This is a genomic window from Anaerococcus sp. AGMB09787, from assembly GCF_022808955.1.
GTDB lineage: Bacteria > Bacillota > Clostridia > Tissierellales > Peptoniphilaceae > Anaerococcus.
This window is the reverse complement of record NZ_JAKZEY010000006.1, coordinates 1-24951: the sequence shown is the minus strand read 5'-3', so window position 1 is coordinate 24951 and position 24951 is coordinate 1. Positions and strand designations below refer to the sequence as shown.

Here is a 24951-nt window from a genome sequence, read left to right as displayed (position 1 = left end):
CTTTATCCTCCTATTCTCTTCATTTACATCAATTTTATAAAAATACTAGTAATAATTTTTTACTAACTTTCTTCTATTTACTAGTCCTACTCCCTCTTTCTTTTTATAATGTTCGCTGTATTCAAAAACATCCAAAATACAGGTTTTCAGTTTATCTCGTGATAGAAAATTCATTCCATTTAAGTGTATTTTTGAAAAATTTTCCCAGTTCCAGTTCCAGAATTTTATAAAAAATACTCATTCTTTATTTCATCACACCATTTGTTCAATTCTTCTCTAATATTACCAAGATGTGCGATTACATGCATGTCATTAAGTAAATACATAAAGCAAAGTATATCTTTTGCAGTTCTTACTTTTCAAATTTCCGATTTTTACAAAACCATTCAAAATACTACATTATAATTTTTCTTGAATCACTAAATCCACCTAGTTATAGGAAATTATCAGATTCTTAGTCCAACCCAAGTCCGAGTGCAGAAAAAATTATAATTATTTATTTCCATATGTCTGTAAGTATTATGTCATCACTATTGGGTCTTATAGTCTCCTCTTTATCAACTTTTATAAACAATGGTATACTTAGTGCATTTCCCGTTATTACAGCTTCTCCTTTTCCTAACATAGGAATCTTTTTATAAGAACTTTTATCAAGAGTAGGCATAGTATTTTCTAGCATCCTTAAGTCTTTTTCGTTTACTAACCTATGAATAAAAAAATTATGCAATTGAGAAGTGATGGTTTGTGATATATCAGCAGGTCTTTGACTAGCTATAGTTACGAAAAATCCAAATTTTCGTCCCTCTTTTATTATTTCTTCAAAAATGGATAGTCGATAGTCTTGCCAATCATCACCCAAGTTTTTTATAGAATCATTTAATATATTATGTGCTTCATCAATTATTAAATGTACTGTATTTTCTCTTTTTTTATTATTTTGGATGTACTTATGCTGATCATAAATCATTTTTGATAATAGCATTGGTATTAATCTAGTTATTTCTACATTTGCATTTAATAGAGAAATAATATTTAAAGTTTTAAACTCATCATTTATATTATCTTTTACTATAATCACCTTATCCAAAGCGTTAAATGCAGACTCTATTCTTTTGAATAGAGGATTAATATATTCAATATTAGTCGACTTCCATGAGGTTACATAAACTTTTTGAAATTCTAAAAATGACCTTAATCTCGTTAAAAAGTTTGAATTTCCATAAAATTGTTGTAATCCTTCTTCCAACTCTTCTATCTTAAAATACTCTTTTCCAAACTCAGTTAATTTATTATTTGAAATTAATATTCGCCCATTCTCACTCTCAAATTTAGCATTTCCATAGTCTAACCTACTTTGAAAACTTTTTAATCCACTCAATAAATTTTTATCAACAGTAGTCTTCTCACATGCATCTACCCAATTATTAACAGCTTCTATGCCACTCGTTCTAAAAGTCTCCAATATTTTTATTAATAACCCAATTTCCATTTTCGCAAAATCCGATTCATCTTTTATATCTTTTTTATAAATATTAATTGAAGTTCTTAAGAAAGGTACTTGTGTTGCAGGACGCGCATCAAATAAAAGTGCTAATACATCTGGGTCAAATAAATACTCTTTAGTAACTGGGAACTTCTTATCCATCCCAATCCTTGTATTTATATCAAAAATCCTCCTATTTTCTTCATCAACACCAAACATATTCTCTGATGAATACTCACCATTAAAATCTATTACAAAAAACTTTGATTTTCTTGAAATAAAATTCATATAATCAGTCCTAAATAATTCAAGATAAAGCTTATGTAATGTATTAGATTTTCCACTTCCTGTATTACCGAATATACCAATATGAGATGCAAAAAATTTATTTATTGATAATTTTATAGGCATGTCTTCTAAAATTGATCTTCCTATATTTATGTAAGGTTCTTCGATACTTAATCCATACACAGTATTTAAATCATATTTACTCGTTATTGATACCTCGTTTCCTATCATAGGAACATATTTGCTGGTCACTAAGAATTGTTTATTTTCAATTATACCTTTTACTTTTAGTAAAAGAATTCTATTAATAGAATCTTTACTATATCTATTGTCAAACTCTATGCTATTAACAGTATTTTTATTGTCCATTACTTTTTCTTTCGATACACTTGCAATTATTTTTATATCATCTTGATATATAGTTAAAAGAGCACCTATTTTGGGACCTATTAAAATATCTCCATCCCATAAGAAAGTAGTATCATTAGACATGCTATACATAGCTACTTCTGCCTCATCACCTTCTACTCCAACTATTACACCTAATAATTTTCCCTTACTACTTTCCATTTAATTCTCATCCTTTTCATCTTCAATATTTATTTGAATATCGGGATTAGATAATAATTCTGACAGATTATCTAAAGTTAATTTAATATCATTTTCTGATTTAATATATTCCGTAGAAAATATATTATCTGTCAGTATTAATTTTAAATTTGGTGGTATATCTGTTACTTCTAAATTATCAATTATATTTTTTCCATCACCTTCGTAAACAAATATATAAACTATCAGCTCTCTATTTCGTAGGGCTCTTTTAACCATTTTGGCTATATGTTTATCTTGAAAAGAAAATCCAACAATTATTAAAACACTTTGTGGTTTATCTAGTTCTATTTGAAATATTCTAAGCATATCATGAAAGTAGTTATTAATAAAAGTTTCTTGTTCTTCATATCCAGTTGGAGGAACAATCATGGGATTATCATAAACCATATTAGATACTATGACCTTATCACCTTCACGTTTCCAATTAACTGATCCATGAGATTTTATCAAATTTATTGACGGTATCTCCATGATATAATTATCGTTTATTCCTTTATATGCAACTACTTGATTATAATTACTTGAATTAAGAATTCTTTCGAAATAACCACTAGCACCATCATTAAAAACGAATCTACTGTGACTCTGTAAATTATTAACAGCATTTTCTATAAACAAATCATAATTAGTTGTAAAAATATTAGTTGTCCTTGGAACTTGTCTAGAGTTAGAAAGATTAAGTATATTTATTATAGAGTAAATAAAATTTTTATATGAATTTTGTGTATAAATTATTTTTTCTACTATATCCAGGCTCTTATGTTTCGTTAAAAATTTAGATTTAAAAATTGATATTTTGCTAAGATGGATAATATCTTTAATCATCTTTTCATTTCTATCTTTCAAATCAATATCACTATATTTTGACATAAGTGGCATCGCTTCCGAAGAGCAGCCTGATCCTATTAATATATTGAGTCGTTTTTCTAACGCACACATTCTTATTTCTTTTACTACATCAGTATTATATTTTGTTATCTTAATCATATATTCATCCTCTAAAATAAAATCAACTGCTATCTAAACCTAATTTGAAGATTTAACTTAATAAAATCTCCACCACCCTCACTATAAACTTTTCCAAAATCATGTCTTGATGTAGATGCTGTTTCATATTTTGTATTTTTAAGCAGATATTCTTCAAAATAATTTCGATTATAAATATGATATGCTAATACATCCCCTTGTTTTGTCACAATTATATATCCACCATTAGCTTCATCAATACCATCCCAAATTGTTGCTGGTTTCATACCTAGCGCCACTGCTGTTAAAAACTTTTTAAATTTATACCTATAGGCATTAACATTTCCATAATTCATTGGATTTTCAACTTCCAGCTTCTTTACCATATCTATGCAATTACTAACCCCATCCCTATAAAAATATAAAATAGTTTCTGCAATAATATTATCCATTGAGCTATCAATCAGCACTAAATTATCTGAAAAAGTTTGATTTTGCATACCGATATATTCGAGTTGTCCGTTCTCTTCAATTATTCTTTTAATTCTTCCCCTAACATCAGTATGTTTTTTTCTTTTTGATACTTTGTATATTTCATTAGTTTCTTTCACCAATAAGGGATTATTATGAATAATTTTATAAATAAAATTTGTTGTTTTTCCTGCATTTAATAAAGTGGGCGAAGAACCTAATTCTGATTTAATTGAAAATCCAACTATTGGAGAATATCCTGTATTTATATCAACTATTTTCATAGTAATATCACTTTTATCTCTTGCAGGTGCAGATAATTTATAACAGGATATTCCTTTCATAAAGTTTTCAGTTTTTTCTATTTGAAATGAAGATCCCTTTGCATTACAAATTTCTTCTAGTAGTTGTGCTGATTCCTTTTCAAACTCACTTTTATCAACTGATTTTATTTTTTTACCATTAATATAAATATCTATTAGTTTGCCTGTTGTATATTCTTTTAATTCTCCAGATATTTCTTCTCTAATAATCTTTATTATAGGAAAATAAATATCATGTAGTTTATTTAACTCACTATCAGCGGCATATATTTTTCCATCAGCTAATAGCTTAAATAAAACATATATTTCAGACCATTCTCCCTTGTTTCCACTTATCACTTTCTACCTCCAAGCAAACTCTAATTGCTCATAATATTCTTTATCTTGAAATACATCTTCAATTACATCGCCTTCTAATTGTTTTTTAATATTTTCTGCTATTGCCTTTATAACTGGAACAGTTACAGAATTTCCGAATTGTTTATAAAGGTGAGTATCAGCAACAACTAATTTAAAATCATCTGGGAAACCTTGTAGTCTTGCCCACTCCCTTGGTGTCATTTTCCTAATATATTCTCTATTTATTTTTCCTTTTATATGAGTTACAGGAGTAAAATCAGTTAATCTTCTATCGATTATTAAATTTCTTTCTCTTCCCATTCCTCCACATACAATAGCTCCAGCAATAGAATTTACATCTCTGATTTCATATCCAAAACCATTTCCCTTTGCTTGGTGTCTTTGCTTATGTTTCCTTAAAGATTCCAGATAAACATCAGATAAATAATATTTAGGAGAAGTCTCTTTTTCTTCCATAATATCAGCTATAACTTTAGTATCGTCAGTTTTTTCTGGGAATATAAATTTATTAGGGGATATATCTTCCCTAAATGCAACTATATATATTCTTTCTCTATTTTGTGGAACTCCAAAATCTTTGCTATTAATAACTTTATAAAAAACTCTGTAACCCAAATCATTTAATGTTTTTTTAATAATTTTAAATGTTTTACCTCTGTCATGATTAACCAAATTTTTTACATTTTCACAAAAAAGAACTTTAGGTTTATGAAATTCCACTATTCTAGCGACATCAAAAAATAAAGTACCTCTGGTATCTTCAAAACCTTTTTTTTGACCAGCTAGGGAAAATGCTTGACAAGGAAATCCAGCTAATAAAATATCATGGATAGGTATGTCAATTTCATTGATTTTTGTTATATCTCCATAAATTTTAGGTTTTTCTCCAAAATTAGCTATATATGTTTCTTGAGCTTTCTTATCCCATTCAGATACAAAAACTGTTTCTATATCATTACCAAACGCTTGATCAAAACCAAGCCTAATTCCACCTATTCCAGCGAATAAGTCTATTGATTTATACATAATTAATCACCTACAATATTCAACTATGTCATTAATATCACATTCTAGCACATAGCAAATCTTTGCTATAGTTTCTAAATCTATCCTTTTAACTTTATTATTACAATAAGAATTAAGTTGTGTCCTTTGTAGGTTTGCTTCTTTTTCTAATTTATTTTTACTTATATTTTTTTCTTCTAAAACTTGGTCTATCTTAAAAATAATCTTTCCAAAGTTTTGCATAGATTTCTCTCCCTTATTATTTTAAAAATCGGTATTTCATTTGAATATATTATATCATGTTTTTAAAACTTCTTACAGGTCTAAGATATTTTAAGGAAGTAATTCTATTTAGTTCTGTTTAATAACAGGGAGTGGATCTGCCATATTTCTTTTGCCAATTTTTCTATTTTTTCTCTAATATAATCAATGTCTTTCTTATAAATAACACCCGTTGTATTAGTTGCTTTTGCAATCTGGTTTATGTTATTTGTTGCATTTGAAAGTAGCCATTGGAGATCTCTAAATGGTTCTAGGTCTACAATATAAATTTCTTTTTCTTCATCTGTTAAATATATTTTAAGTTGATTTTTTCTTGTTCTATTATCCATATATTTCTCCTTAGCAATTATCTTTTGGGGTCTTAGTGTTCTCCCTAACAAGGTAAAAATAGTAAAATTATATAGCCTTATAAGCTATTGATTTTTTGATTTTTTCGTAAGTGGGTACTCACTTACTGTGCTTGCTACTACTAACAAGTCTTTAATTTAATTTCCCATAATTTTATAAATAGGAATTAATAAGTGTAACTGTAACTTATAAAATAAAAACTTCCAAAATTAGGCGAGCTTGTTTTAAGAGTCTGTGACAACCCCATATTATCAAGCCATTAATTTATGTAATCCTAATTTAAGAAGATTTATAACGGTAGGTTATAGGTTACAAAGTTACATTTGTATCTTTACTTGATTTGCAGTATCTATTTCTAATTGATTTTCTTTTTTCCATTCTTCTGGCAATAAATTCTTGTCAACTTCTATAAAGTCAGTTTCGTTTTCTGTTTTCTTTTCATAATATAGTTTTACTGGAATTGAAACTTATTTCTTCATTTAATTTTATCCACTTATCAAAATCTTCGTATGAATAGTTCATTTTTCCATTATTCATTGACCATTTAATCATTGATGGATAATGGATTTCATTTTTACTATAAGTTTGACCATCCCAAGCATCTTCACATATAGATGCAACTATAGCATCTGCGCCTAGTTTTTTATAAATAGATAGATGATTTTTTAATATATCAATATGTTCTTCTGAAAAAGGTTTTAATCCATAATATTCTGAAACCGAATATGGATATTGCCATAGTTGTAAATCAAAACTTTGCAACTTCTCTACTTTTTTATCTTTAACTTCTATCGTAAATTTATTTTCAAATTTTTCATTTCTATTATTCAGAGAATTTAATTTGAAATGTATTTGATGTTTTGTAGGAGATATTTCCTTGTTAGTTTTTACTGAAATAATAAATGAATTAGTTTCTCCTCTTGATAGTTTAATTTTATTTTCTTTTAATAATAAATCTGTAGCAATTGTTCTATTTTCTTTTGTATAAAGTTCAATCGGTTCAAAAGTTTTTCCAATATATGCTAAATTTTTCTTAAAATTATATATTTCAAATTCAAAGTCTTTTATTTGTTCAACTTCAAGTTCAAACACATCATCTTCTTCACTTATTACAAGTATTTGAATAAGTGTAAAATCATTTTTCCACATCTGATAATCATTTTTTTCTTTTATATTTTTAAATTTTTCATCTGTTATATCTGTATATAACAAATTAGAATCTACCAATTTATATTTAAAACTCATTATAAACTCCTTTTTATTTTGTTGTATCACACAAACCATATAAAGACAAATACAAATATCAATATCATAGCAAAATTAGCTATTGTAAAAAATAATAAAAATTTATTTTTTGAATATGGCATTTTTTGAGCAAATAAATCAAAACCAATTAAGTTAGTTAGTGATGCAAGTATTGTTCCAAGTCCACCTATATTCACACCAAAAAGTAGTGCTTTTGGTGAACTTATATATGGTATCATCAGTATAGTAGTTGGTACATTAGACATTACTTGACTTAATGTAATTGACCCAATCATAGTACTTTTTGCAGTGGAAAGATTATTTTCTATAAAATCTTTAACTATTTTTATGCTACTTATGTTATTTACAATAATAAAGAAAAATACAAATGTGAGTAACAATGTATAATCAACTGATTTGAAGAATTTACTATATCTAAGTAGTGTATATATTGAGATTATTACAACTACAGAATATACGGGAAGTATAGAAAATACACAAAGTATCATAAGTGTAAGTCCTATTGAACCTTGTAGTACTAAACTCTTATCTATTTCATAATGTTTTTCTTTCAATTTTGTTTTCTTTTTTTCAACAAATGCAAATGTCATTAAAATTATCAAAACAAAACCTAGTACCATTATTGGACCAGTTACAGAAATAAAATCTAATAATCCTATTTCAAATGAGTCAAATATAATCAAATTTTGTGGATTACTAAATGGAAAAAATATTCCTCCCATATTTGAAGCTACGGGTATAAGTGCAGCTCCTACAATTCTACCTTTAAAATTGTCAATCATTGATATCATTTTAAGGTAAATAGGAAGTATGGTAAGTACTGTCACATCATTTGATAAGAAAAATGAACTTATAAATGAAAATATCAAAACTTTTTGAACCATATTCCTTGTATTTTTTGATTTTACTATAAATAATGTAGCTAACTTATTTAATATCATAGAATTTTCAAAATAAATTAAAACTAGCATCATTCCAAAAAGTGTGAATATTATGTTAAATTTTATAAATTCTAAATTTAAATTTCCAAATAAAATTGAAATACCAGCTAAAATAAAGCTGGTAGTAAAAACGGGATTATTCTTAAATATGTTTGTTATATTCTTCATACAAAACTCCAGTAAATTTAATAAAATATATTATACTATTTTATTAAAAAATTTACTAGATATTTATTAATATTTTCTAGTGTTATCTTTATCTAAAATATTCTATAATATTTATCTTCCCGTAGAACCTATACCACCTTCTCCTATTTCGGTTTCATCAAGTCTATCTACGATTTCAATATCAACTCTAACATATGATTGAATAACCATTTGAGCAAGTCTATCGCCATTATGTATTGTATAGTCTTTGTTAGAATTGTTTACAAAAAAGATTTGTATATCTCCCCTATAATCAGAGTCTATTATACCAGTAGTATTTGCAAGTGTAATTCTATGCTTAATTCCCGTAGAAGACCTAGGATATACTGCCCCAAAATATCCTTTAGGAATTGAAACTCTTATACCTGTAGGAATTTTTACAACTTCATTTGGACCAACAGTTACTGGCTCTGGATTATTGCAATATAAATCAAAACCTGCACTGCCTTCAGTTGCATAAGTTGGCTTGAATTTTTCCGTCATCATTTTCATTTTCATAATAACCCCATAATTTTAAAATTTTTATTGCAGACGATTTATAAAAATCTTTTAATCTGCATATTTTTATTTACTATATAGTATAACATACTTTGAAATTTTGCGTTATTTTTATAATACATGGAGAATTATTATTTTTTCTTATATTATAAATTTTATGTAAATGATGAATTGCAAATAATATTACGACACCTAAACCAAACTAAGTTCGTGCATAAATAAATCAAATGGAGTTTTATATTCTAGACATTTTCTAGGTCTGGTATTAAGCTCCATTAAGTTTTTAATCAACTCATTAATAGATATTTTAGATAAATCTGTCTTCTTAGGATAATATTCTCTTAACAAACCATTAGAATTTTCATTACTGCCTCTTTGCCATGCTGAATATGCATCAGCAAAATAAAAATTTATCCCTTGTTTTTCAACATCTTCATAACAAGCAAATTCTTTACCTCTATCAGATGTGAAAGTCTTTAAAGCTTCTAATGTTAAAGATTTAATTAGTTTATCAATTGCTTTTAGCATAGAATTTTTACATAGGTAAGGCTAGGTAAAATCTAGTTTTTCTTTCTACAAACGTTGCTAGGCAAGCTTTACTTTTAGCGCTGGATGACACAACTGTATCTAATTCCCAATGATCAAAAGTATTCCTTTTATTAACTTCTTTAGCTCTTTTGTTTATTGATTTACCAATATTAAACTTACCTCTTGTTTCTTTGACTTTCCTTGATTTTCCTTTTCTTCTTAGCTTAGAAATATCAAAGTCTATAATTGCTGAGTAAATCCAATTATATATTGTTTTAAAACAGACTACATCTTTACATATAGTGTTTTCTATTTGCTCAGGAGAGCACTTCTTATGGAGTTTTTCAGATATGGATTTTATGATATTGTTATCAGCTTTTGCCTTTCTGCCTTTAGATGATGATTTTTCAATCTTATCTTTTTGGGCATAGACAGCTTCATAATCATTATCACACCTTTTTAATTCTCTAGATATTGTGGAGTGATGAAAACCTAAAATTTTTGCTATTCTTATAGAAGAATAGCCCTCTTTACTTAGTACCTCTATCTTATTTCTCTCATTTATGGTAAGATGTTTAAAACTCATATTAACCTCCGTGTGTGTTTTTGTCGTTATTAACATTTTACACGAAGTTAGTATGAGTTTTATATTCGATTATAGTGTCGCATTTAATTTTACAACTTATCTAAGAAAAAACATTTTGAAATTTATTACATTCGAATTAAAAACTGCAAATTATCAGATGATTTTTGTAAAAATACTGCAAGAGTATTTAACTACGTGATGTGCTTGGCATTACAATATCTTATAAAGAACAATTTTCTTGAACAAGAGGATTTCTATCTCCAACTCGATGAAAGAAATGAAAAAACTGAAACCAAGCACTTTTTAGAAAATTATCTCAACACAGAATTAGCTTTAGGTGGTACCACAAGAGGTAAATTTACTGTTAATTATTTCGATTCCTCTAACAATAAATTTATACAAGTGGCTGATGTTTTTTCTAACCTATTCTATTCACACTTACTTACAGGTGCTTATAATGATGAAATTCAATTATTAAAAGATAACGATATATTAAAATTTATTTTTGTATTTCCTCCTGAGTATTGACAATAGATAGAATTAGTGATATCATAATAGTACCAACAGTAAGTCTTATATATGTGCCGTTATCTAGGTAAGCGTCATGTGTTGGCGTCACTAATAAGCAATTGGTAAATAAGCATTTTAAAATCCAGCCGCTAGGGCTGGATTTTCTTTATTTATTATTATTGTAATTCTAAAAAATAAGGCCGCAGCTTCAAACTACGGTCTAATTTTTGTCCTCATGCAAACCATTTGGAACTATTATTCAATTTATTCTTTTTTACTTCCAGTACCATTTGAGTAGCAGTAGCCATTTTTTATCCTCTCTATAGCTTGTAATTAAACCATTTTAGAAAATTTTGCGATTATTCCCACTCAATAGTTCCTGGTGGTTTGCTGGTTATGTCGTATACTACTCTTCCTACTCCTTCTACTTCGTTTATCATTCTGGATGAGAGGGTTTGGAGGAGGTCGTATGGGAGTTCAGCTGCTTCTACTGTCATGGCGTCTATTGAGGTTACTGCACGGATGGCTATTACGTTGTCGTAGGATCTTTTATCTCCCTTGACTCCTACTGTTTTGATTGGAGTCCATACTGTGAAGTATTGCCAGATGTCTCTGTTTAGGCCGTAGTTTTTAATTTCTTCTCTTAGGATAGCGTCAGTTTCTCTTACTATTCTTAGTTTGTCTTCTGTGACTTCTCCTATAACTCTGATACCAAGTCCTGGTCCTGGGAAGGGTTGTCTTTGGACCATGTCTTCAGGGATTCCTAGTGAGCTTCCTACTTTTCTTACTTCGTCTTTGAATAGTTCTCTAAGGGGTTCTACTAGGCCAACGAAGTCCATGTTTTCTGGTAGTCCCCCTACGTTGTGGTGGGACTTGATGACTGATGCCTTGTCCTTGCCTGATTCTATTACGTCAGGGTAGATGGTACCTTGGACTAGGTATTTGGCGCCACCGATTTTTTTGGCTTCTTCTTCGAAGACTTCTACGAAGTGGTTGCCTATGATTTTTCTTTTTTCTTCTGGGTCTGTTACTCCCTTTAGTAAGTCAAGGAATTCTTCTGATTTGTCAACTAGTTTGACATTTAGTCCTAGTTGTTTGTAGGTTTCCATTACTGAGTTTGCTTCGTCTTTTCTAAGGAGGCCATGGTCAACGAAGATGCATTGGAGTTTGTCTCCTATGGCTCTTGATACTAGGGTTGCTGCAACCGTTGAGTCAACTCCTCCTGATAGGCCACAAATCATTTTTTCGCCCTCATATTTTTCTTTGATTTGGCTAATTTTTTCTTGGGCAAAGTCTTCCATAGACCAGTCTTTTTCTGCCTTGGTAATCTTTAGGACGAAGTTTTCTAGGATTTGTTGGCCATATTGGCTGTGGACTACTTCTGGGTGGAATTGGACTGCATAGATTTCTTTGTCTGGGTTTTCAATGGCCGCTACTGGCGCATTGGCTGTGTGGGCTATGGTACTAAAACCATCAGCTAGGTCTTTGATCCTGTCCCTGTGGTTCATCCAGATGATTGATTCTTCTGGGATGCCTTGGAAGAGCTCAGATGAGCTATCTACATTAAGGGGAGTTTTTCCATATTCTCCCTTATCTGGTGTTTCGATACTTCCACCAAATCTATGGTTTATGTATTGGAGTCCATAGCAAATTCCTAGTATAGGTAGTCCTAGGTCAAAGATGGCATCGTCTGCGCTTAGGCTGTTTTCGTCATTTACGCTTTGTGGACCTCCTGTTAGGATAAGGCCTGCTGTGTTTTCTAGCTCCATTTCTCCAACTGGTGTAGTGCAGTCCAGTAGTTCTGCGTATACACCCATTTCTCTGACTCTTCTTACTATAAGTTGGTCGTATTGACCACCGAAGTTCAGTACTATAATTTTATTTTTTTTCATTGTCCCTCCTTATGATAGGTGTGATGATCTTTCATCGGGGAAGTTTTCAAAGTAGTATTGGACTATCTCTGTTGCAGTTTGATCGATTGTATTCTCGGTTACGTCTATTACCTTGCAGTCAAGGTCCTTGAAGACTTCCTTGGCATATTCGAGTTCTTGTTTTATTCTCTCATCATCAAAATATGCTGAGTCATCTCCCAATCCTAGGACCTTGGACCTTACTTCTCTGATAGATGATAGTTTGTCCGGATCTATTACAAGTCCTATTATCCTCCTAGGATCGACTTCGAAGATCTCTTGGGGAAGTCTAATCTCTGGGACTAGGGGTAGGTTGGATACCTTGAAGTTCTTGGTAGCTAGGTTCATGGTAGTAGGGGTTTTGGAAGTCCTAGATACTCCAACTAGGACTATATCTGATAGAGGAAATCCCCTAGGATCCTTGCCATCATCGTATTTGATAGCAAATTCTATGGCCTCGATCATATGGAAGTAGTCTTCTGATAGGGTCCTAATAAGGCCTACTTCCCTTAGGGCCTTGTGGCCAGTAATCTCTTCGATCTTTTTGATGCCTATGTTTAGAATGTCCAAAACTTCGATTTGGTTTTCGCTGGCCCTAGCTTCTAGATAATCGGAAAATTTTTTGTCTGCTATGGTTTCTATAATAAGGGATCCAGCTGGTAGGGTCTCTATCAATTCGTCAATTTCCTTATTTTCCTTAATGTCAGACTTTCTTATGACATTAATCTCTAGGTCAGGGAATTGGCTTACGACTGACTTCATGTAGTTGAGGGCTGTTTCTCCAGTTGAATCGCTTATTATAGCTATTGTTAAATCATTCATATCTATCTTACTATCTCTTTCACATCGAAGATGTTATTTATCCTTTGGGCTAGGATGTTTAGCATGGTAGTCCTGTTGTTTCTTAGTCTACTATCTTCTACATTGATCATAGTTTCATCTAGGTACTTGTTACCAAGCTCTGCTGTTGCTTTTAGGCTTAATAGTTCATTAGCATAGTCGGTATTTGACTTACTAAATTCTACTAGATTTTTGATAGTCTCATAGAAGTCTTTCTCTAGGTCTGTCTCGAAGAGGTCTTCGTCAATTGCATCTGCCGAGTCATAGGCTAGGTTTACTATCCTTATGAAGTAGGAGATTAGGTCTTCATCTTCTTCTAGGAACTTATCTAGGGCCTTGACCTTCTTGTAGGCTCTTAGGATATTGGTGCTATCAAGTTTTAGAACTGCATTTACCACATCATACCTATAGCCATCATCAATTAGCTTATGCTTTAGTCTGTCTTCGAAGAAGCCTAGGATCTTATCCATGGTGACTTCGTAGTCAAAGGATAGTTCGTTCTTTTCTGTATAGGCCAAGAGGGCGTCATTAGCAAGTTTCTTGAGGTCCGCATCTATAGAATTTTCTATAAAGATATTTATTATACCCAAGCAAGCCCTCCTCAAACCGTTAGGGTCTTGACTTCCTGTTACATATTTTTCGATAGCATATAGGCCTGCTATGGTGTCCATCTTGTCAGCTATGGATAGGATAATGCCTGTCATAGTTGAAGGAAGTTCGTCATTGGCAGATCTTGGCATATAGGATTCCCTAATAGCTGTAGCCACCCTTTGCTCTTCCCCTGATTCTAGGGCATAAATCGAACCCATAATTCCTTGGAGTTCTGTAAATTCTACTACCATATTGGTAACTAGGTCAGCCTTAGCTAGGTAGGCAGCTCGTTTAACTGGCTCCTTCATATCATCTGCAGCTGATAGACTTTCCATATATCTTTGAGCTAACTCAACTAGTCTCTCAGTTTTTTGCTTCATAGTGCCAAGACCTTCGAAGAAAGTTAGTTTGTCGAGGTCATCTACATAAGCTTCTAGAGGCTTTTGGAGGTCTTTTTCGTAGAAGAACTTGGCATCTTCTAGTCTTGCTACCAAGACCTTCTTGTTACCAGTTACAACCACATCTCCAAATTCCAAGTCTCCATTTCTTACCAAGAGGAAGTAAGGCATAAGGTTCTTGTTCTCATCTATAATAGGGAAATACCTTTGGTGGTCCTTCATTGGAGTTGTGATTACTTCCTTAGGTAAAGACAAATAGTCCTTGTTAATATCACCTAGGAGGACTGTAGGGTATTCTACTATATTTATAACTTCATCAAGGAGGTCCTCATCTTCGAGATACTCTCCACCAACTTCGCTAGATAGTCTATTGAGGCCCTTAACAATGATGTCCTTCCTATCCTTATATCTTAGGATTACATAATTTTCCTTGAGGAGCTTTTCATAATTTTCGATTTTGTCAATCACTAGGTGGCTTGATCCTAGAACCCTGTGACCCTTGGTCACATTGGATACTTCTATTCCTTCAGCATCAAATTCTAGGACTTCATCGTCTAGGAGGGAGACAAACCATCTTATAGGTCTAGCCCATCTAATGGACTTACCTGCCCATCTCATAGACCTTGGGAAGGTGATAGATTTGACTATATCGTAGACATTTTCCCTAAGGATTTCGCTAAGAGGTTTAGAAACTTCCTTCTTTTCTACAAAGATATAGTCAACTCCCTTGACTTCACGGATGATAACATCATCAATGCTTGCCCCTTGACCCTTCAAGAATCCAAGGAGGGGTTTTTGGGCATTGCCATCTGCATCGTAGGCGATTTTTACAGAAGGTCCCTTGACTGATACAGTTTTTTCGCTAGTATCAGCTACTATATCCCTTAGCAAGATTGCATATCTCCTAGGAGTAGATTCTACCTCTATAGCTCCCACTTCTAGGTTGTTTTCTTTAACTAATTTTCTAAATTTATCTTCTAATTGTATTTTGGTTCCCTTGACATAGGCTGCAGGTATCTCCTCTACGCCAATTTCTAACAAGTAATTACTCATCTTGATCCTTTCTTAAAAGAGGGTAGTCAAGCTCTTTTCTTTGCTCAATAAATTTTGCTGCAACTTTAGATGACACTTCTCTAACCCTTCTTATGAAGTGGGCTCTCTCGGAAACTGATATAGCTCCCTTGGCATCTAAGAGGTTGAAGGTATGGGATGACTTGAGGACATTATCATAGGCTGGCAATATCAAGTCTAGGTCTATTAGCCTATTGGCCTCACTTTCATAAATATCAAATAATTTAAATAATAGGTCGTTGTCTGCATCCTCAAAAGAATACTTGGAGTTTTCGTACTCAGCCCTCAAGAAGAGGTCCCTATACATTAGGTCCTCACTCCACCTTATATCGTAGACATTGTCAACATCTTCGATATACATAAATATTCTCTCAAGACCTATGGTAATCTCACCAGATTCGATCTCACAGTTTATACCTCCTACTTGTTGGAAATATGTAAACTGAGTAATTTCCATTCCATCAAGCCAGACTTCCCAGCCTAATCCCCAAGCACCCATAGTTGGTGATTCCCAGTTGTCTTCTACAAACCTTATGTCATGTTCACGTGGATTGATACCAATAGTTTCTAGACATTCTAGGTATAACTCTTGGATATTATCTGGAGTTGGTTTTAGAAGAATTTGCATTTGGTGGTGTTGGTAGAGCCTATTTGGGTTATCTCCATACCTACCATCAGCAGGACGTCTAGATGGTTCTACATAGCAAACTCTCCAAGGCTCTGGGCCTAGGGCTCTTAGAAAGGTATGAGGGTTCATAGTTCCTGCTCCCTTTTCTATATCATAGGGTAGGAGTACTGAACATCCCTTACTCTTCCAAAAATCTTCTAATTTAAAAATTAAATCTTCAAAGTACATTTGTATTCCTTTCGCTTAATTGTTTGTAAACCCAATCCATAGAAGAAAACTTCTTTAGGTCAAGCTTACTTAAGCAATAATCTATTATAAGCCTCCCCACCTTCTGATAGCCTGGTGATTGTCTTAGATCAGCTAGCTTATCTGATGGCGTATACAAAAGGCCCAAAAAATAATTAAGATCTTCATGACTTAGGTAGACCTTGTCTTCTACCTTGTCATCTGACCTCACGAGTGAGGCTTCCTCTATTGAAAAATAAAATCTTCCATCTCCTATGATTTTACCTCTTATAGCCCTTGGATAAAAGTTTGGCTTAAAGCCAGAGAAGGATAAATATTTTATCAAAAATCCAAGATAGATATTTATCTGCCCATCATCTGCCTCTTCAAAGGCGTCAAAAGCCTTATCAAGCAAGTTATAGACTTCATCAACTTGGTCCTCATCTATAGTTTTTAGGAGTAAATCACAGATTGCCGATTTATATAATATTATATCAAATTTTCGCTGGGATTGTTTGTAAGATTCGATGACACTACCTTCCCTTATCCCATAGAAGTCCTTACCAGACTTATAGAGGGAGTAATTGACCTTCATAAACCTATTGGTAATGGCTAGGTTCTGAGAATTTTTCTTTAGGACACCCTTGGCAATTATAGAGATCCTACCAATCTTATCAGTAAAGACTTCTATAATCTTGCTGGTTTCCTTATAGGCAAATTCCCTTAGGACAAATCCCGTTATATCATTTAGCTCATTTGTAACCAAAGCGTTTCACCAATTTTTCCTTCTTCCTCCAGTTCTTTTCGACCTTAACCCAGAGTTTAAGATTGACCTTAGTCCCTAGGAAGTTTTCTATATCAGCTCTGGCTTCCATGCCGATTTTCTTTATCATAGAGCCTTTTTTCCCTATGACTATCTCCTTGTGGGATTCTCTCTCGACTATGATGGTAGCCCTTATGTCTATCAAATCCTTGTTGGTCCTTTCCTTGAAGTCATCAATCCTTACAGCTATGCCATGAGGGACTTCTTCGGATAGGTTACGGAGGGCCTTCTCTCTTACTATCTCCCCTACTACAAACCTCTCGGTCTTATCAGTTATCATATCCCTATCATAGAAGGCTGGCCCTTCTTCCAAGAGGTCCTTTATACTTTCTATATATATATCAATATTTCTCCCCTCTAAGGCAGATATTGGAATAATCCTCTCAAAATCATATTCCCTAAACTTAGCCCTTATCTCGCTTAGCTCTTCATCTGTCATAAGGTCGGACTTATTGATGAGTAAAATTTTGGGCCTTCTTACATTTTCTAGCATGGCTAGGATTTCCTTATCAATCCTTCCTATCTCCAAGGAATTATCAACCACAAAGGTAACTATGTCGCTTTCTCCTAGAGATTCTTCTGAGAAAGTGAGGAGTTGTTCTTGGAGCTTGTTTCTTGGGGTCTGTATTCCAGGTGTATCGATAAAGATTATCTGACTTTCTTCGTCATTGTAGATAATCTGAATCTTATCCCTAGTTGTTTGGGCCTTGTTGGATATGATAGAGACCTTCTCCCCTATAATCTTTTCCATTAGGGTAGACTTACCGACATTGGCCCTTCCTACTACTGATACAAAACCTGACTTAAACATGAAGGTCATCCTTTCCAAATCCATATGGCAAGAGGTCAGCTAGGCTATAGAACTTGTAGTCGTCTTCACTCTTGGCAATAATAATCTTAGTATCCTCATCAAAAAACTCTGCCATTACCTGCCTACATACTCCACATGGATAGGTGTAGTCGCTATCGCCAGCTATAATTATGATATCAAAGTCCTTTTCTCCATCAGAAACTGCTGATGCTATGGCAGATCTTTCCCCACAAATAGTTGGTGAGAAGGAGGCATTTTCGATATTGACCCCCTTGTAAACCTTGCCTGATTTTGTAACTAGGCTTACGCTAACCCTAAAGTGTGAATAAGGTGCATAAGCATTTTCCTTGTTTGCTATTGTTTGTCTTATTAATTCTTTTAAATCTATCATGAAAATATCCCAAATATTGCAAGAGCCATACCAATTCCCAGGATAGCTCCCCTAATTATCTCCTTAACTGAATGTATATTTGCCTCATATCTTGATTCTGCCACAATAAGGGCTAGTAATATCATAACACCCACTATAAGGTTATTGTCAGTGAGTAGTATCCCAATAGTGGCAAGGCCTGATGCTACAGAGGTATGTCCACTCACAAATCCACCCCTAAAGGCTGTCCCATGGCCTTCATAAAAAATCCCCTTGATTAAGATAGTTATAATAATGATTAATGAAATGGTAATGAGGGCCAGGTGGGAAGGCCTCTTGCCTATCCTTATAATAACAGAATTGTAGAAGTTTGAAAATTTGTCAAAAAATACCAGGTAGGCCACAAAAACTGCATTGAGGGCTGTGATAAAGGTCGCAGCTGCCGATACATCCTTGGCTGCCTTGGCAAGGCTAAGCCACCTGCCCCCACTTGCTAGGTCAACTGCATATTCTATGGCAGTATTAATTAGCTCGAAGGCAATAACTGCCGATATGGAAAAGACCAAAAACATCATCTCTAGCCTAGATATATTAAAAAATAGACTCGCGAGGATAACTAGGGCTGCTGCCAAGAAGTGAAACTTCATATTCTTTTCGTGGTTTATAGCATAAACTAGACCCTCGTAGGCATAGTCAAAGCCCTTGAGGAATTTCTGTCCACTGGAAAGCTCCTCCTTGTTGTAAATCTTATCATAGGACTTATCTTCCCTCTTGTACTCTTTCCTTAGCTCTTCCTTGATTTCTTCCTTAAGGTCTGCCCTAATTTGTTCTATATCAAAATTTTTCTTCTCTTCATCAAAGGAAGTTTCATCCTCGATACCTAGCTCATCCTTATCCACATCATGGCCATACCCACTAGGGAAGTCATCATAGTCTGAGTCATTTTTGAAAACTCCAAGCCTCTTCATTACTTCCTTTTCCCTGGCACGCATTTCTTTCTTTTCATCTTCTTCTATGTGGTCATAGCCTAGTAGGTGGAGGGTAGAATGGCAGGTGAGATACATGACCTCTCTCCTTAGAGAATGGCCATATTCTTTCGCCTGGTCTCTTGCCACATCCATGCAGATTACAATATCCCCTAGCATAGGATTTTGACCTTCTAAAATAAATTCATCATCTAAAGGAAAAGATAGGACATCAGTTGGCCTATCTACTCCCCTATAGTTTCTATTTAGTTCATGGATTTTATCCCTACCTACAAAGCTAATAGATATCTCATAGTCAAGGTCTAACCCCTCGCTAAGGAGGACTTCCCTCACTACGGCTTCTAAGTCCTCATCAAAATTTATTTCTTCGCTTGTTTCATTCCTTATCAACAGATTCATGGTCGTTTTCCTTCTTGGACTTTTCATCTCTTAGCTTAGTCCTTTTCTCATCTTCCTTGTCGTAGGCATCGATAATCCTTTGGACTAAGGGGTGTCTTACTACATCTATGGATGAGAAGTCTTGGAATGCTATGCCCTCTACATCTCTAAGTATATATTCAGCAGACTTGATACCAGAATTCTTGCCCCTAGGTAGGTCGATTTGGGTCTTATCTCCTGTAATAATGGCCTTGGAGCCAAAGCCTATCCTGGTCAAAAACATCTTCATCTGCTCATGGGTTGTGTTTTGAGCCTCATCTAGGATTACAAAGGATGAGTCGAGTGTCCTACCCCTCATATAGGCAAGGGGTGCTACTTCAATTAGACCCTTTTCTAGGAGGTTTTGGTAGGTATCCACTCCCAGGATTTCAAAAAGTCCATCATAGAGGGGCCTTAGGTAGGGATCTACCTTGTCTTGGAGGTCTCCTGGCAAAAATCCCAGGCTCTCTCCAGCCTCTACTGCAGGTCTTGTTAGGATAATCCTATCTACTTCGTTGTTCTTGAAGGCCCTGACTGCCATGGCTACTGCTAGATAGGTCTTACCAGTACCGGCAGGTCCTATACCAAAGACTATGTCATTAGCAAGAATCTTGTCAATGTAGGCCCTTTGACCCAGAGTTTTGGCCTTGATTGGCTTACCATCAGCCCTGGTTACTATGCTCTCACCTATCATGGCCTTGACCACTTCCTTATTTTCCCTCTCTAGCATATCAGCAAAGTATTTTATCTTCTGAAAATCTAGGTCCTTATTCTTCTCAATCTCTATAACAAGCTCCTTAATAAGCTTGGTGGCTAGAGTCTGGTTGGCCTTTTCTCCCCTGACCTCAATATTTTCATCTAGGAGGTTAATCTTGACCCCGAACCTATCTTCTATATACTTCCTATTCTTATCAAAACTACCAAACAAGGTCATGATGGTGTCTTGATTTTCTATCTCTATTAAATCTCTAATACAAACCCTCCTATGGCTTCTATTTTCTCTTCCTCAAAGCAAGGGGCTTATCCAAAATCTCTGCATACACAAAGGCACGTTTAAGTCCAATTTTCTTCAAAGCCCTGCCCTGCTTGTTAAGTTTCCTTATATTACGCTCAGCCTCATCCTTTACCTTGTGCTCGATACTTCTAGTGAGATCTCCCTCAAAATCTCCATTTTTGTTAAAATCAAAGGCTCTCTCCTGAGCTACTTTCTTTCTATCTTCTACCTTCTTGTCTTGGCCAATATCCTTGGCTTTCTTTAGCTTTTTGCCGTATTTGGGAAGTTTTTCTAGGTACTTGGCTTCTACTTTCTTTGACTTTTGACCTTCTTCCTCTTCTTCTAATTCTGCTGCAAATTCTTCTAGCTTTTCATAGGCTGTCTTGATCCACTGGTCAAATTTGGGAACCTTCTTATCCTTATACTTTTTCTTAGCCATCTATATCATCCCCTATATCTCCTGATATAGACTCACGCATCTTGGTATCACTCTTAATGTTTTCCATATTATAGTAGTCCATAATACCGAGATTGCCCTCTTCGAAGGCCTTGGCTATGGCTATAGGGATTCTTGATTCTGCCTCTACTACCTTTGCTCTATTTTCTTGTTCTAAGGCTATGGCTTGAGCCCTCCTCTCTTCTGCCTTGGCTTGAGCTATGTTCTTGTCAGCTTCTGCTTGATCTCTTTGTAGTTCTGCCCCGACATTTCTACCTACGTCGACATCAGCTATATCTATAGATAGGATCTCGAAGGCTGTTCCAGAATCAAGTCCCTTGCTAAGAACAGTTTCTGAGATATTATCTGGATTTTCCAAGACTTCTGAATGAGATTCTGATGAACCAACAGTAGTTACGATACCCTCTCCGACCCTAGCTATGATGGTTTCTTCTCCTGCACCACCGACAAGTCTTTCGATGTTGGCCCTTACTGTTACCTTGGCTATTACCTTGACCTCGATACCATTCTTGGCAACGGCAGCTATAACTGGGGTATTGATAACCTTAGGGGTTACAGAAACTTGGACAGCCTCAAATACATTACGACCAGCAAGGTCAATGGCTGCAGCTTGTTCAAAAGATAAGTCAATATTTGCCCTCTCAGCTGCTATAAGAGCATCTACCACTTGGTTGATATCTCCACCTGATAGGTAGTGAGACTCTAGGTTATTATTTGAAATATCAAGACCAGCCTGGTGGGACTTAATCATGGCATTTACAATCTTTGATGGAGAAAGTCTCCTAAACCTCATCGCAACCAAGGATGCCATAGATATATTGACCCCAGAAAACTTTGCAGTAACCCAAAGGCCTATAGGCACCATAGTAAAAAACACTATCAAAAAAACAACAACTAGTCCAGCAACAAAATATTTTCCCATTTATATCTCCTTTACAATAATATTTCTATCCTTGACTCCAACAACTTCGATACTTGAGCCCTTCTTGATAAATTCACTTCGGCTTAGGGCATCATAATAATCTTCCTCTATCTCGACACGACCTGATGGTCTGAGGGCAGTATTCGCTACCCCAACCTTGCCTACCAAGGAAGAAAAGTCCTCCTTAGAATTAAACCCTCTCTCAGAAGAATTAGGATCATTAAGAATTTGCTTATCAAAAATATTCATCCTAAAACCACTCCTTACATAAACAATTTCCGTTGCCACAATAGTTATACCAGCTAGCACCATCAAGCTAATAGTATCCCCACCTGCATCAAGTATCTTAAATAGTCCATAGCCACCTATAATAAATCCACTAATCCCTATAAGACCAAAGGATGGTATATAGACCTCGAGGCTTATTAGGGTAATCCCCATAATAAAGGCTAAAAGAGGGATGGCCTCTACCGTATCAAACCTTTGACTTAAGAAATAAAAGCCAGCCATTAGACCTATGGCAAGGATTCCAAAGATCAACTTCTTTTCAGAAAAAAGGACTGATATAAGAGACACAAGTGCCAGGATAAACACTATACTTAGCAAAAATTCATAGCCTATCATAATCTCTCCTTTACTATAATTATCATATAAAATCTCTAAAAAATCAATAAGACTAAAAGATTGTATCATAAAACAGGCAAAGCCATAAGCCCTGCCTGTCCTAATCCTCAACTAATTTTCTAGTGAATCTAATAAAACCCTTCCTTCTTCTACTAAAGTTTGAGATTCACTAACCAATTCCTCTAGGTCACTAGCTATAGCTTCTATAGTAGATGGAGATTCTTCTAACAAGATCTCTGCTGCCCTAGCTTGAACCCTATTATCAAAGATAGCTTGTTCTAAGGCTTCCTTGTCACTTTGACTATCTAGATCCTCATCAGATGTAGCTTCTTCTTCACTTGATGTAGTGTCTGCTTGACTAGAAGCTTCTTCTGCTTGATCCTCTGTTGATGATTCAGTAGATGCTTGGTCCTTAGCTTTTTCACTTGAAGCTTTATTAGCATCCTTGCCTTCTTCTTTTTCTACAGATTCTGTGACCTCTGTAGAGTTAGGAGCAGCCTCTTCATTGTTAGTATTGCCAGGCATATTATTACAAGCTGTAAGTGTTAATGCCATAAGAAGTACAGGCACGAATTTTCTATTTAACTTCATCTATATCCCCCTACTTATTTTTATTCTTCCTAGATAAGAAAATCAAAACTACAACAGCCACTACAGCTACAGTTCCTACTACAGGTAGGATTCTTCTTACACCTGTCTTGACATCCTTAGATTGACCCTTACCCTTTTTTAATTTAGTGTCTTTTGTATTATTATCCTTCTTCTTGTCAACTTTGACTAGTTTTTTCTTTTGAATAGTCTTATTTTTATTTTCTTTATTAGACTCTTGTTGCTTATCTTCTTTTTTCTCAGCTTGGTCTTTGCCATCTTCCTTGGAATCACTCACCTCTGTTTGAGACATATTTACATTAACCCTAGGATTAAGCTTTAAGTCAAATTCCTTCTCTAAATTCTTTAAGTCCTCAAGCTTCACACCTTCAGCTACTAGAAGATCGCTTAACTTAGCCTTGTAGTCTAGCTTCAACTTATCAAGACTATCCGTAGATATCTTATCACTTGTAGCCTCATCTATCTTCTTAGCAAGCTCCTTAGATGCCTTGTCAAATTCTTCGTCTTCCTTGGTTTGGTCTTCTTCCTTACTAGGATCTTCCTTTTGGTCATCTTTTGATGGATCTGCGGTTGCCTTTTCATTAGCTTTATTCTTCTTAAGAATACTATCGCTTAATTTATATGCTTCATTTAAAACATCCATCACATAATCGCTCTTAGCATCATAGGCATCCTTAACTTCACCAATCTTTAGATCAAGGGCTTGCTTATCCTTAGCAGACAAGGCAGCATATCTTTCAGATTCCTTTATACTAGGCACTTCCTCCAAGAAAACCCTAGCTATGAGGAAGGATTCTTCCTTGTCCATATTACCATTATTAAAATTCAACAAATCATCAGGATAGCCCCTCTTAACTTCTAAATCTCTTAAATCTTCATCAGTAAGCTCTCCTAGGTCCTCATTTGTGAGTATAGCATCTAGCCTATCTGATAGACTCCTTAAAACATCTATACTAGTATTGTGGTTAGCCACAGCCTTATCTGCTTCATCCTTTAAGCTAGTATAGTCTTCATTTGTATCTATCTTAGAAAGATGAACAAGATCTTCCCTTATCTTGCTTCTAAGGTGTAGACCCTTGTAGGTAGTATAGCCTAGATCTCCCTTAGCCTTCTCAAGATTTGCCCTTAGCTCTTCTGTGTTAGCTTCTCTCCCTTGGTCTAGAGCTGATTTTAAGGCAGCCAAGGCATCCTCATAGGTCTTTATCTCGCTATCTGTAGCTATAAGATATACCCTATTCTCCCTTAACTTCTTATCCATACTATCAAGCTCTTCAAGGGTTAACTCGCTCTTCTTAACTTCTTCATTAGTATCTTTCTTATCTTCGTCTATATTTAATTCTTGATTTACACCAGTATCTGTGCCTTCCTCCTCAGCCAAAACCCTTGTAGCTAATGGACCTGTTATAGTCATAAATAGGGCTAAAATAAATATTAATTTTTTACTTTTTTTCATTACAATCTCCTAACTTATATTTAATTTAATTATATTGCATAGGAAATTATATGTCAAAAATTTACCTGAATCAAAAAAGAGATGAATAATCCTTACATTGACACCTACAAAATAAATTAAATAATATATAAATATTTATAGGAAAATA

The 24951-nt window shown here is 34.1% G+C and carries 24 protein-coding genes and 1 pseudogene; 1 reads left to right on the top strand and 24 read right to left on the bottom strand.

All coding sequences use genetic code 11. From position 1 onward, the window contains the following. Positions 1-496: 496 nt before the first annotated feature. The 10 genes and pseudogenes from MUN42_RS02390 to MUN42_RS02345 form a co-directional block, all read right to left on the bottom strand. The gene (locus MUN42_RS02390) at positions 497-2341 is read right to left on the bottom strand and encodes an ATP-binding protein (RefSeq protein WP_243342694.1); all 1845 of its coding nucleotides are present in this window, start codon (positions 2339-2341) and stop codon (positions 497-499) included. Then, positions 2342-3370 (bottom strand): SIR2 family protein, encoded by a 1029-nt coding sequence (locus MUN42_RS02385; RefSeq protein WP_243342693.1) that lies wholly within the window; start codon positions 3368-3370, stop codon positions 2342-2344. It lies immediately after the preceding gene. Positions 3371-3399: 29 nt separating this feature from the next. Further along, a complete protein-coding gene (locus MUN42_RS02380) occupies positions 3400-4482 on the bottom strand; it encodes an HpaII family restriction endonuclease (RefSeq protein ID WP_243342692.1) in 1083 nt (360 codons plus the stop codon). 3 nt (positions 4483-4485) lie between these two features. Next, a complete protein-coding gene (locus tag MUN42_RS02375) occupies positions 4486-5529 on the bottom strand; it encodes a DNA cytosine methyltransferase (protein WP_243342691.1) in 1044 nt (347 codons plus the stop codon). Between the two features lie 6 nt (positions 5530-5535). Next, the gene (locus tag MUN42_RS02370; protein WP_243342689.1) at positions 5536-5751 is read right to left on the bottom strand and encodes a helix-turn-helix transcriptional regulator; all 216 of its coding nucleotides are present in this window, start codon (positions 5749-5751) and stop codon (positions 5536-5538) included. A gap of 104 nt (positions 5752-5855) precedes the next feature. After that, positions 5856-6119 (bottom strand): plasmid mobilization relaxosome protein MobC, encoded by a 264-nt coding sequence (gene mobC, locus MUN42_RS02365; RefSeq protein WP_243342688.1) that lies wholly within the window; start codon positions 6117-6119, stop codon positions 5856-5858. Positions 6120-6576: 457 nt separating this feature from the next. Beyond that, entirely contained in the window at positions 6577-7383 is an 807-nt protein-coding gene (locus tag MUN42_RS02360) for a glycoside hydrolase domain-containing protein (RefSeq protein ID WP_243342687.1), read from the bottom strand. Positions 7384-7409: 26 nt separating this feature from the next. After that, the gene (locus tag MUN42_RS02355; protein ID WP_243342685.1) at positions 7410-8513 is read right to left on the bottom strand and encodes an SLC13 family permease; all 1104 of its coding nucleotides are present in this window, start codon (positions 8511-8513) and stop codon (positions 7410-7412) included. Positions 8514-8624: 111 nt separating this feature from the next. Further along, positions 8625-9044 carry a dUTP diphosphatase gene (gene dut, locus MUN42_RS02350; protein ID WP_347708750.1) on the bottom strand — a complete coding sequence of 140 codons (420 nt, stop codon included), beginning with the start codon at positions 9042-9044 and terminating at the stop codon, positions 8625-8627. A gap of 198 nt (positions 9045-9242) precedes the next feature. Continuing rightward, positions 9243-10164: pseudogene (locus MUN42_RS02345) on the bottom strand (IS30 family transposase). 120 nt (positions 10165-10284) lie between these two features. Here MUN42_RS02345 and MUN42_RS02340 point away from each other — a divergent pair. After that, on the top strand, positions 10285-10692 hold the full coding sequence (locus MUN42_RS02340) for a DUF3800 domain-containing protein (protein WP_347708751.1): 408 nt from the start codon (positions 10285-10287) through the stop codon (positions 10690-10692). 341 nt (positions 10693-11033) lie between these two features. On the opposite strand, the gene guaA is transcribed toward MUN42_RS02340, so the two are convergent. The 14 genes from guaA to MUN42_RS02270 are packed head-to-tail and all read right to left on the bottom strand — an operon-like array spanning position 11034 to position 24803. Then, on the bottom strand, positions 11034-12566 hold the full coding sequence (guaA, locus tag MUN42_RS02335) for a glutamine-hydrolyzing GMP synthase (RefSeq protein ID WP_243342682.1): 1533 nt from the start codon (positions 12564-12566) through the stop codon (positions 11034-11036). A gap of 9 nt (positions 12567-12575) precedes the next feature. Continuing rightward, entirely contained in the window at positions 12576-13406 is an 831-nt protein-coding gene (locus tag MUN42_RS02330; RefSeq protein ID WP_243342681.1) for a pyruvate, water dikinase regulatory protein, read from the bottom strand. A 2-nt stretch (positions 13407-13408) separates the two neighbouring features. Next, on the bottom strand, positions 13409-15466 hold the full coding sequence (gene glyS, locus MUN42_RS02325; RefSeq protein WP_243342680.1) for a glycine--tRNA ligase subunit beta: 2058 nt from the start codon (positions 15464-15466) through the stop codon (positions 13409-13411). Continuing rightward, a complete protein-coding gene (gene glyQ, locus MUN42_RS02320) occupies positions 15459-16340 on the bottom strand; it encodes a glycine--tRNA ligase subunit alpha (RefSeq protein WP_243342679.1) in 882 nt (293 codons plus the stop codon). The genes glyS and glyQ overlap by 8 nt, the downstream gene beginning before the upstream one ends. Then, positions 16330-17103 (bottom strand): DNA repair protein RecO, encoded by a 774-nt coding sequence (gene recO / locus MUN42_RS02315; protein WP_243342678.1) that lies wholly within the window; start codon positions 17101-17103, stop codon positions 16330-16332. The genes glyQ and recO overlap by 11 nt, the downstream gene beginning before the upstream one ends. Next, positions 17090-17971 (bottom strand): GTPase Era, encoded by an 882-nt coding sequence (era, locus tag MUN42_RS02310; RefSeq protein ID WP_243342677.1) that lies wholly within the window; start codon positions 17969-17971, stop codon positions 17090-17092. The genes recO and era overlap by 14 nt, the downstream gene beginning before the upstream one ends. After that, the gene (gene cdd / locus MUN42_RS02305) at positions 17964-18362 is read right to left on the bottom strand and encodes a cytidine deaminase (protein ID WP_243342675.1); all 399 of its coding nucleotides are present in this window, start codon (positions 18360-18362) and stop codon (positions 17964-17966) included. The genes era and cdd overlap by 8 nt, the downstream gene beginning before the upstream one ends. After that, complete coding sequence (gene ybeY, locus MUN42_RS02300; protein ID WP_243342673.1) at positions 18359-19753, bottom strand: rRNA maturation RNase YbeY; 1395 nt, start codon at positions 19751-19753, stop codon at positions 18359-18361. Before ybeY ends, cdd begins: the two co-directional genes overlap by 4 nt. Continuing rightward, a complete protein-coding gene (locus MUN42_RS02295) occupies positions 19704-20678 on the bottom strand; it encodes a PhoH family protein (protein WP_243342672.1) in 975 nt (324 codons plus the stop codon). Before MUN42_RS02295 ends, ybeY begins: the two co-directional genes overlap by 50 nt. Positions 20679-20736: 58 nt before the next feature. Continuing rightward, positions 20737-21177: a hypothetical protein gene (locus tag MUN42_RS02290; RefSeq protein WP_243342671.1), complete on the bottom strand. Its 441-nt coding sequence runs from the start codon at positions 21175-21177 to the stop codon at positions 20737-20739. Continuing rightward, positions 21170-22117 (bottom strand): flotillin-like protein FloA, encoded by a 948-nt coding sequence (floA, locus tag MUN42_RS02285; protein ID WP_243342670.1) that lies wholly within the window; start codon positions 22115-22117, stop codon positions 21170-21172. Before floA ends, MUN42_RS02290 begins: the two co-directional genes overlap by 8 nt. Beyond that, positions 22118-22810 carry an NfeD family protein gene (locus MUN42_RS02280; protein ID WP_243342669.1) on the bottom strand — a complete coding sequence of 231 codons (693 nt, stop codon included), beginning with the start codon at positions 22808-22810 and terminating at the stop codon, positions 22118-22120. Between the two features lie 42 nt (positions 22811-22852). After that, entirely contained in the window at positions 22853-23332 is a 480-nt protein-coding gene (locus tag MUN42_RS02275) for a hypothetical protein (protein ID WP_243342668.1), read from the bottom strand. Positions 23333-23342: 10 nt separating this feature from the next. Next, complete coding sequence (locus MUN42_RS02270) at positions 23343-24803, bottom strand: hypothetical protein (protein ID WP_243342667.1); 1461 nt, start codon at positions 24801-24803, stop codon at positions 23343-23345. Positions 24804-24951 lie beyond the last annotated feature (148 nt).

What these genes read in the sequence shown, in the direction of transcription:
- MUN42_RS02390 (WP_243342694.1), bottom strand. Translation starts at nt 2,341, where the DNA reads ATGGAAAGTAGTAAGGGAAAATTATTAGGTGTAATAGTTGGAGTAGAA.
- MUN42_RS02385 (WP_243342693.1), bottom strand. Translation starts at nt 3,370, where the DNA reads ATGATTAAGATAACAAAATATAATACTGATGTAGTAAAAGAAATAAGA.
- MUN42_RS02375 (WP_243342691.1), bottom strand. Translation starts at nt 5,529, where the DNA reads ATGTATAAATCAATAGACTTATTCGCTGGAATAGGTGGAATTAGGCTT.
- MUN42_RS02370 (WP_243342689.1), bottom strand. Translation starts at nt 5,751, where the DNA reads ATGCAAAACTTTGGAAAGATTATTTTTAAGATAGACCAAGTTTTAGAA.
- mobC (WP_243342688.1), bottom strand. Translation starts at nt 6,119, where the DNA reads ATGGATAATAGAACAAGAAAAAATCAACTTAAAATATATTTAACAGAT.
- MUN42_RS02360 (WP_243342687.1), bottom strand. Translation starts at nt 7,383, where the DNA reads ATGAGTTTTAAATATAAATTGGTAGATTCTAATTTGTTATATACAGAT.
- MUN42_RS02355 (WP_243342685.1), bottom strand. Translation starts at nt 8,513, where the DNA reads ATGAAGAATATAACAAACATATTTAAGAATAATCCCGTTTTTACTACC.
- dut (WP_347708750.1), bottom strand. Translation starts at nt 9,044, where the DNA reads ATGAAAATGATGACGGAAAAATTCAAGCCAACTTATGCAACTGAAGGC.
- guaA (WP_243342682.1), bottom strand. Translation starts at nt 12,566, where the DNA reads ATGAAAAAAAATAAAATTATAGTACTGAACTTCGGTGGTCAATACGAC.
- MUN42_RS02330 (WP_243342681.1), bottom strand. Translation starts at nt 13,406, where the DNA reads ATGAATGATTTAACAATAGCTATAATAAGCGATTCAACTGGAGAAACA.
- glyS (WP_243342680.1), bottom strand. Translation starts at nt 15,466, where the DNA reads ATGAGTAATTACTTGTTAGAAATTGGCGTAGAGGAGATACCTGCAGCC.
- glyQ (WP_243342679.1), bottom strand. Translation starts at nt 16,340, where the DNA reads ATGTACTTTGAAGATTTAATTTTTAAATTAGAAGATTTTTGGAAGAGT.
- era (WP_243342677.1), bottom strand. Translation starts at nt 17,971, where the DNA reads ATGTTTAAGTCAGGTTTTGTATCAGTAGTAGGAAGGGCCAATGTCGGT.
- cdd (WP_243342675.1), bottom strand. Translation starts at nt 18,362, where the DNA reads ATGATAGATTTAAAAGAATTAATAAGACAAACAATAGCAAACAAGGAA.
- ybeY (WP_243342673.1), bottom strand. Translation starts at nt 19,753, where the DNA reads ATGAAAAGTCCAAGAAGGAAAACGACCATGAATCTGTTGATAAGGAAT.
- MUN42_RS02295 (WP_243342672.1), bottom strand. Translation starts at nt 20,678, where the DNA reads ATGACCTTGTTTGGTAGTTTTGATAAGAATAGGAAGTATATAGAAGAT.
- MUN42_RS02290 (WP_243342671.1), bottom strand. Translation starts at nt 21,177, where the DNA reads ATGGCTAAGAAAAAGTATAAGGATAAGAAGGTTCCCAAATTTGACCAG.
- floA (WP_243342670.1), bottom strand. Translation starts at nt 22,117, where the DNA reads ATGGGAAAATATTTTGTTGCTGGACTAGTTGTTGTTTTTTTGATAGTG.
- MUN42_RS02280 (WP_243342669.1), bottom strand. Translation starts at nt 22,810, where the DNA reads ATGATACAATCTTTTAGTCTTATTGATTTTTTAGAGATTTTATATGAT.
- MUN42_RS02275 (WP_243342668.1), bottom strand. Translation starts at nt 23,332, where the DNA reads ATGAAGTTAAATAGAAAATTCGTGCCTGTACTTCTTATGGCATTAACA.
- MUN42_RS02270 (WP_243342667.1), bottom strand. Translation starts at nt 24,803, where the DNA reads ATGAAAAAAAGTAAAAAATTAATATTTATTTTAGCCCTATTTATGACT.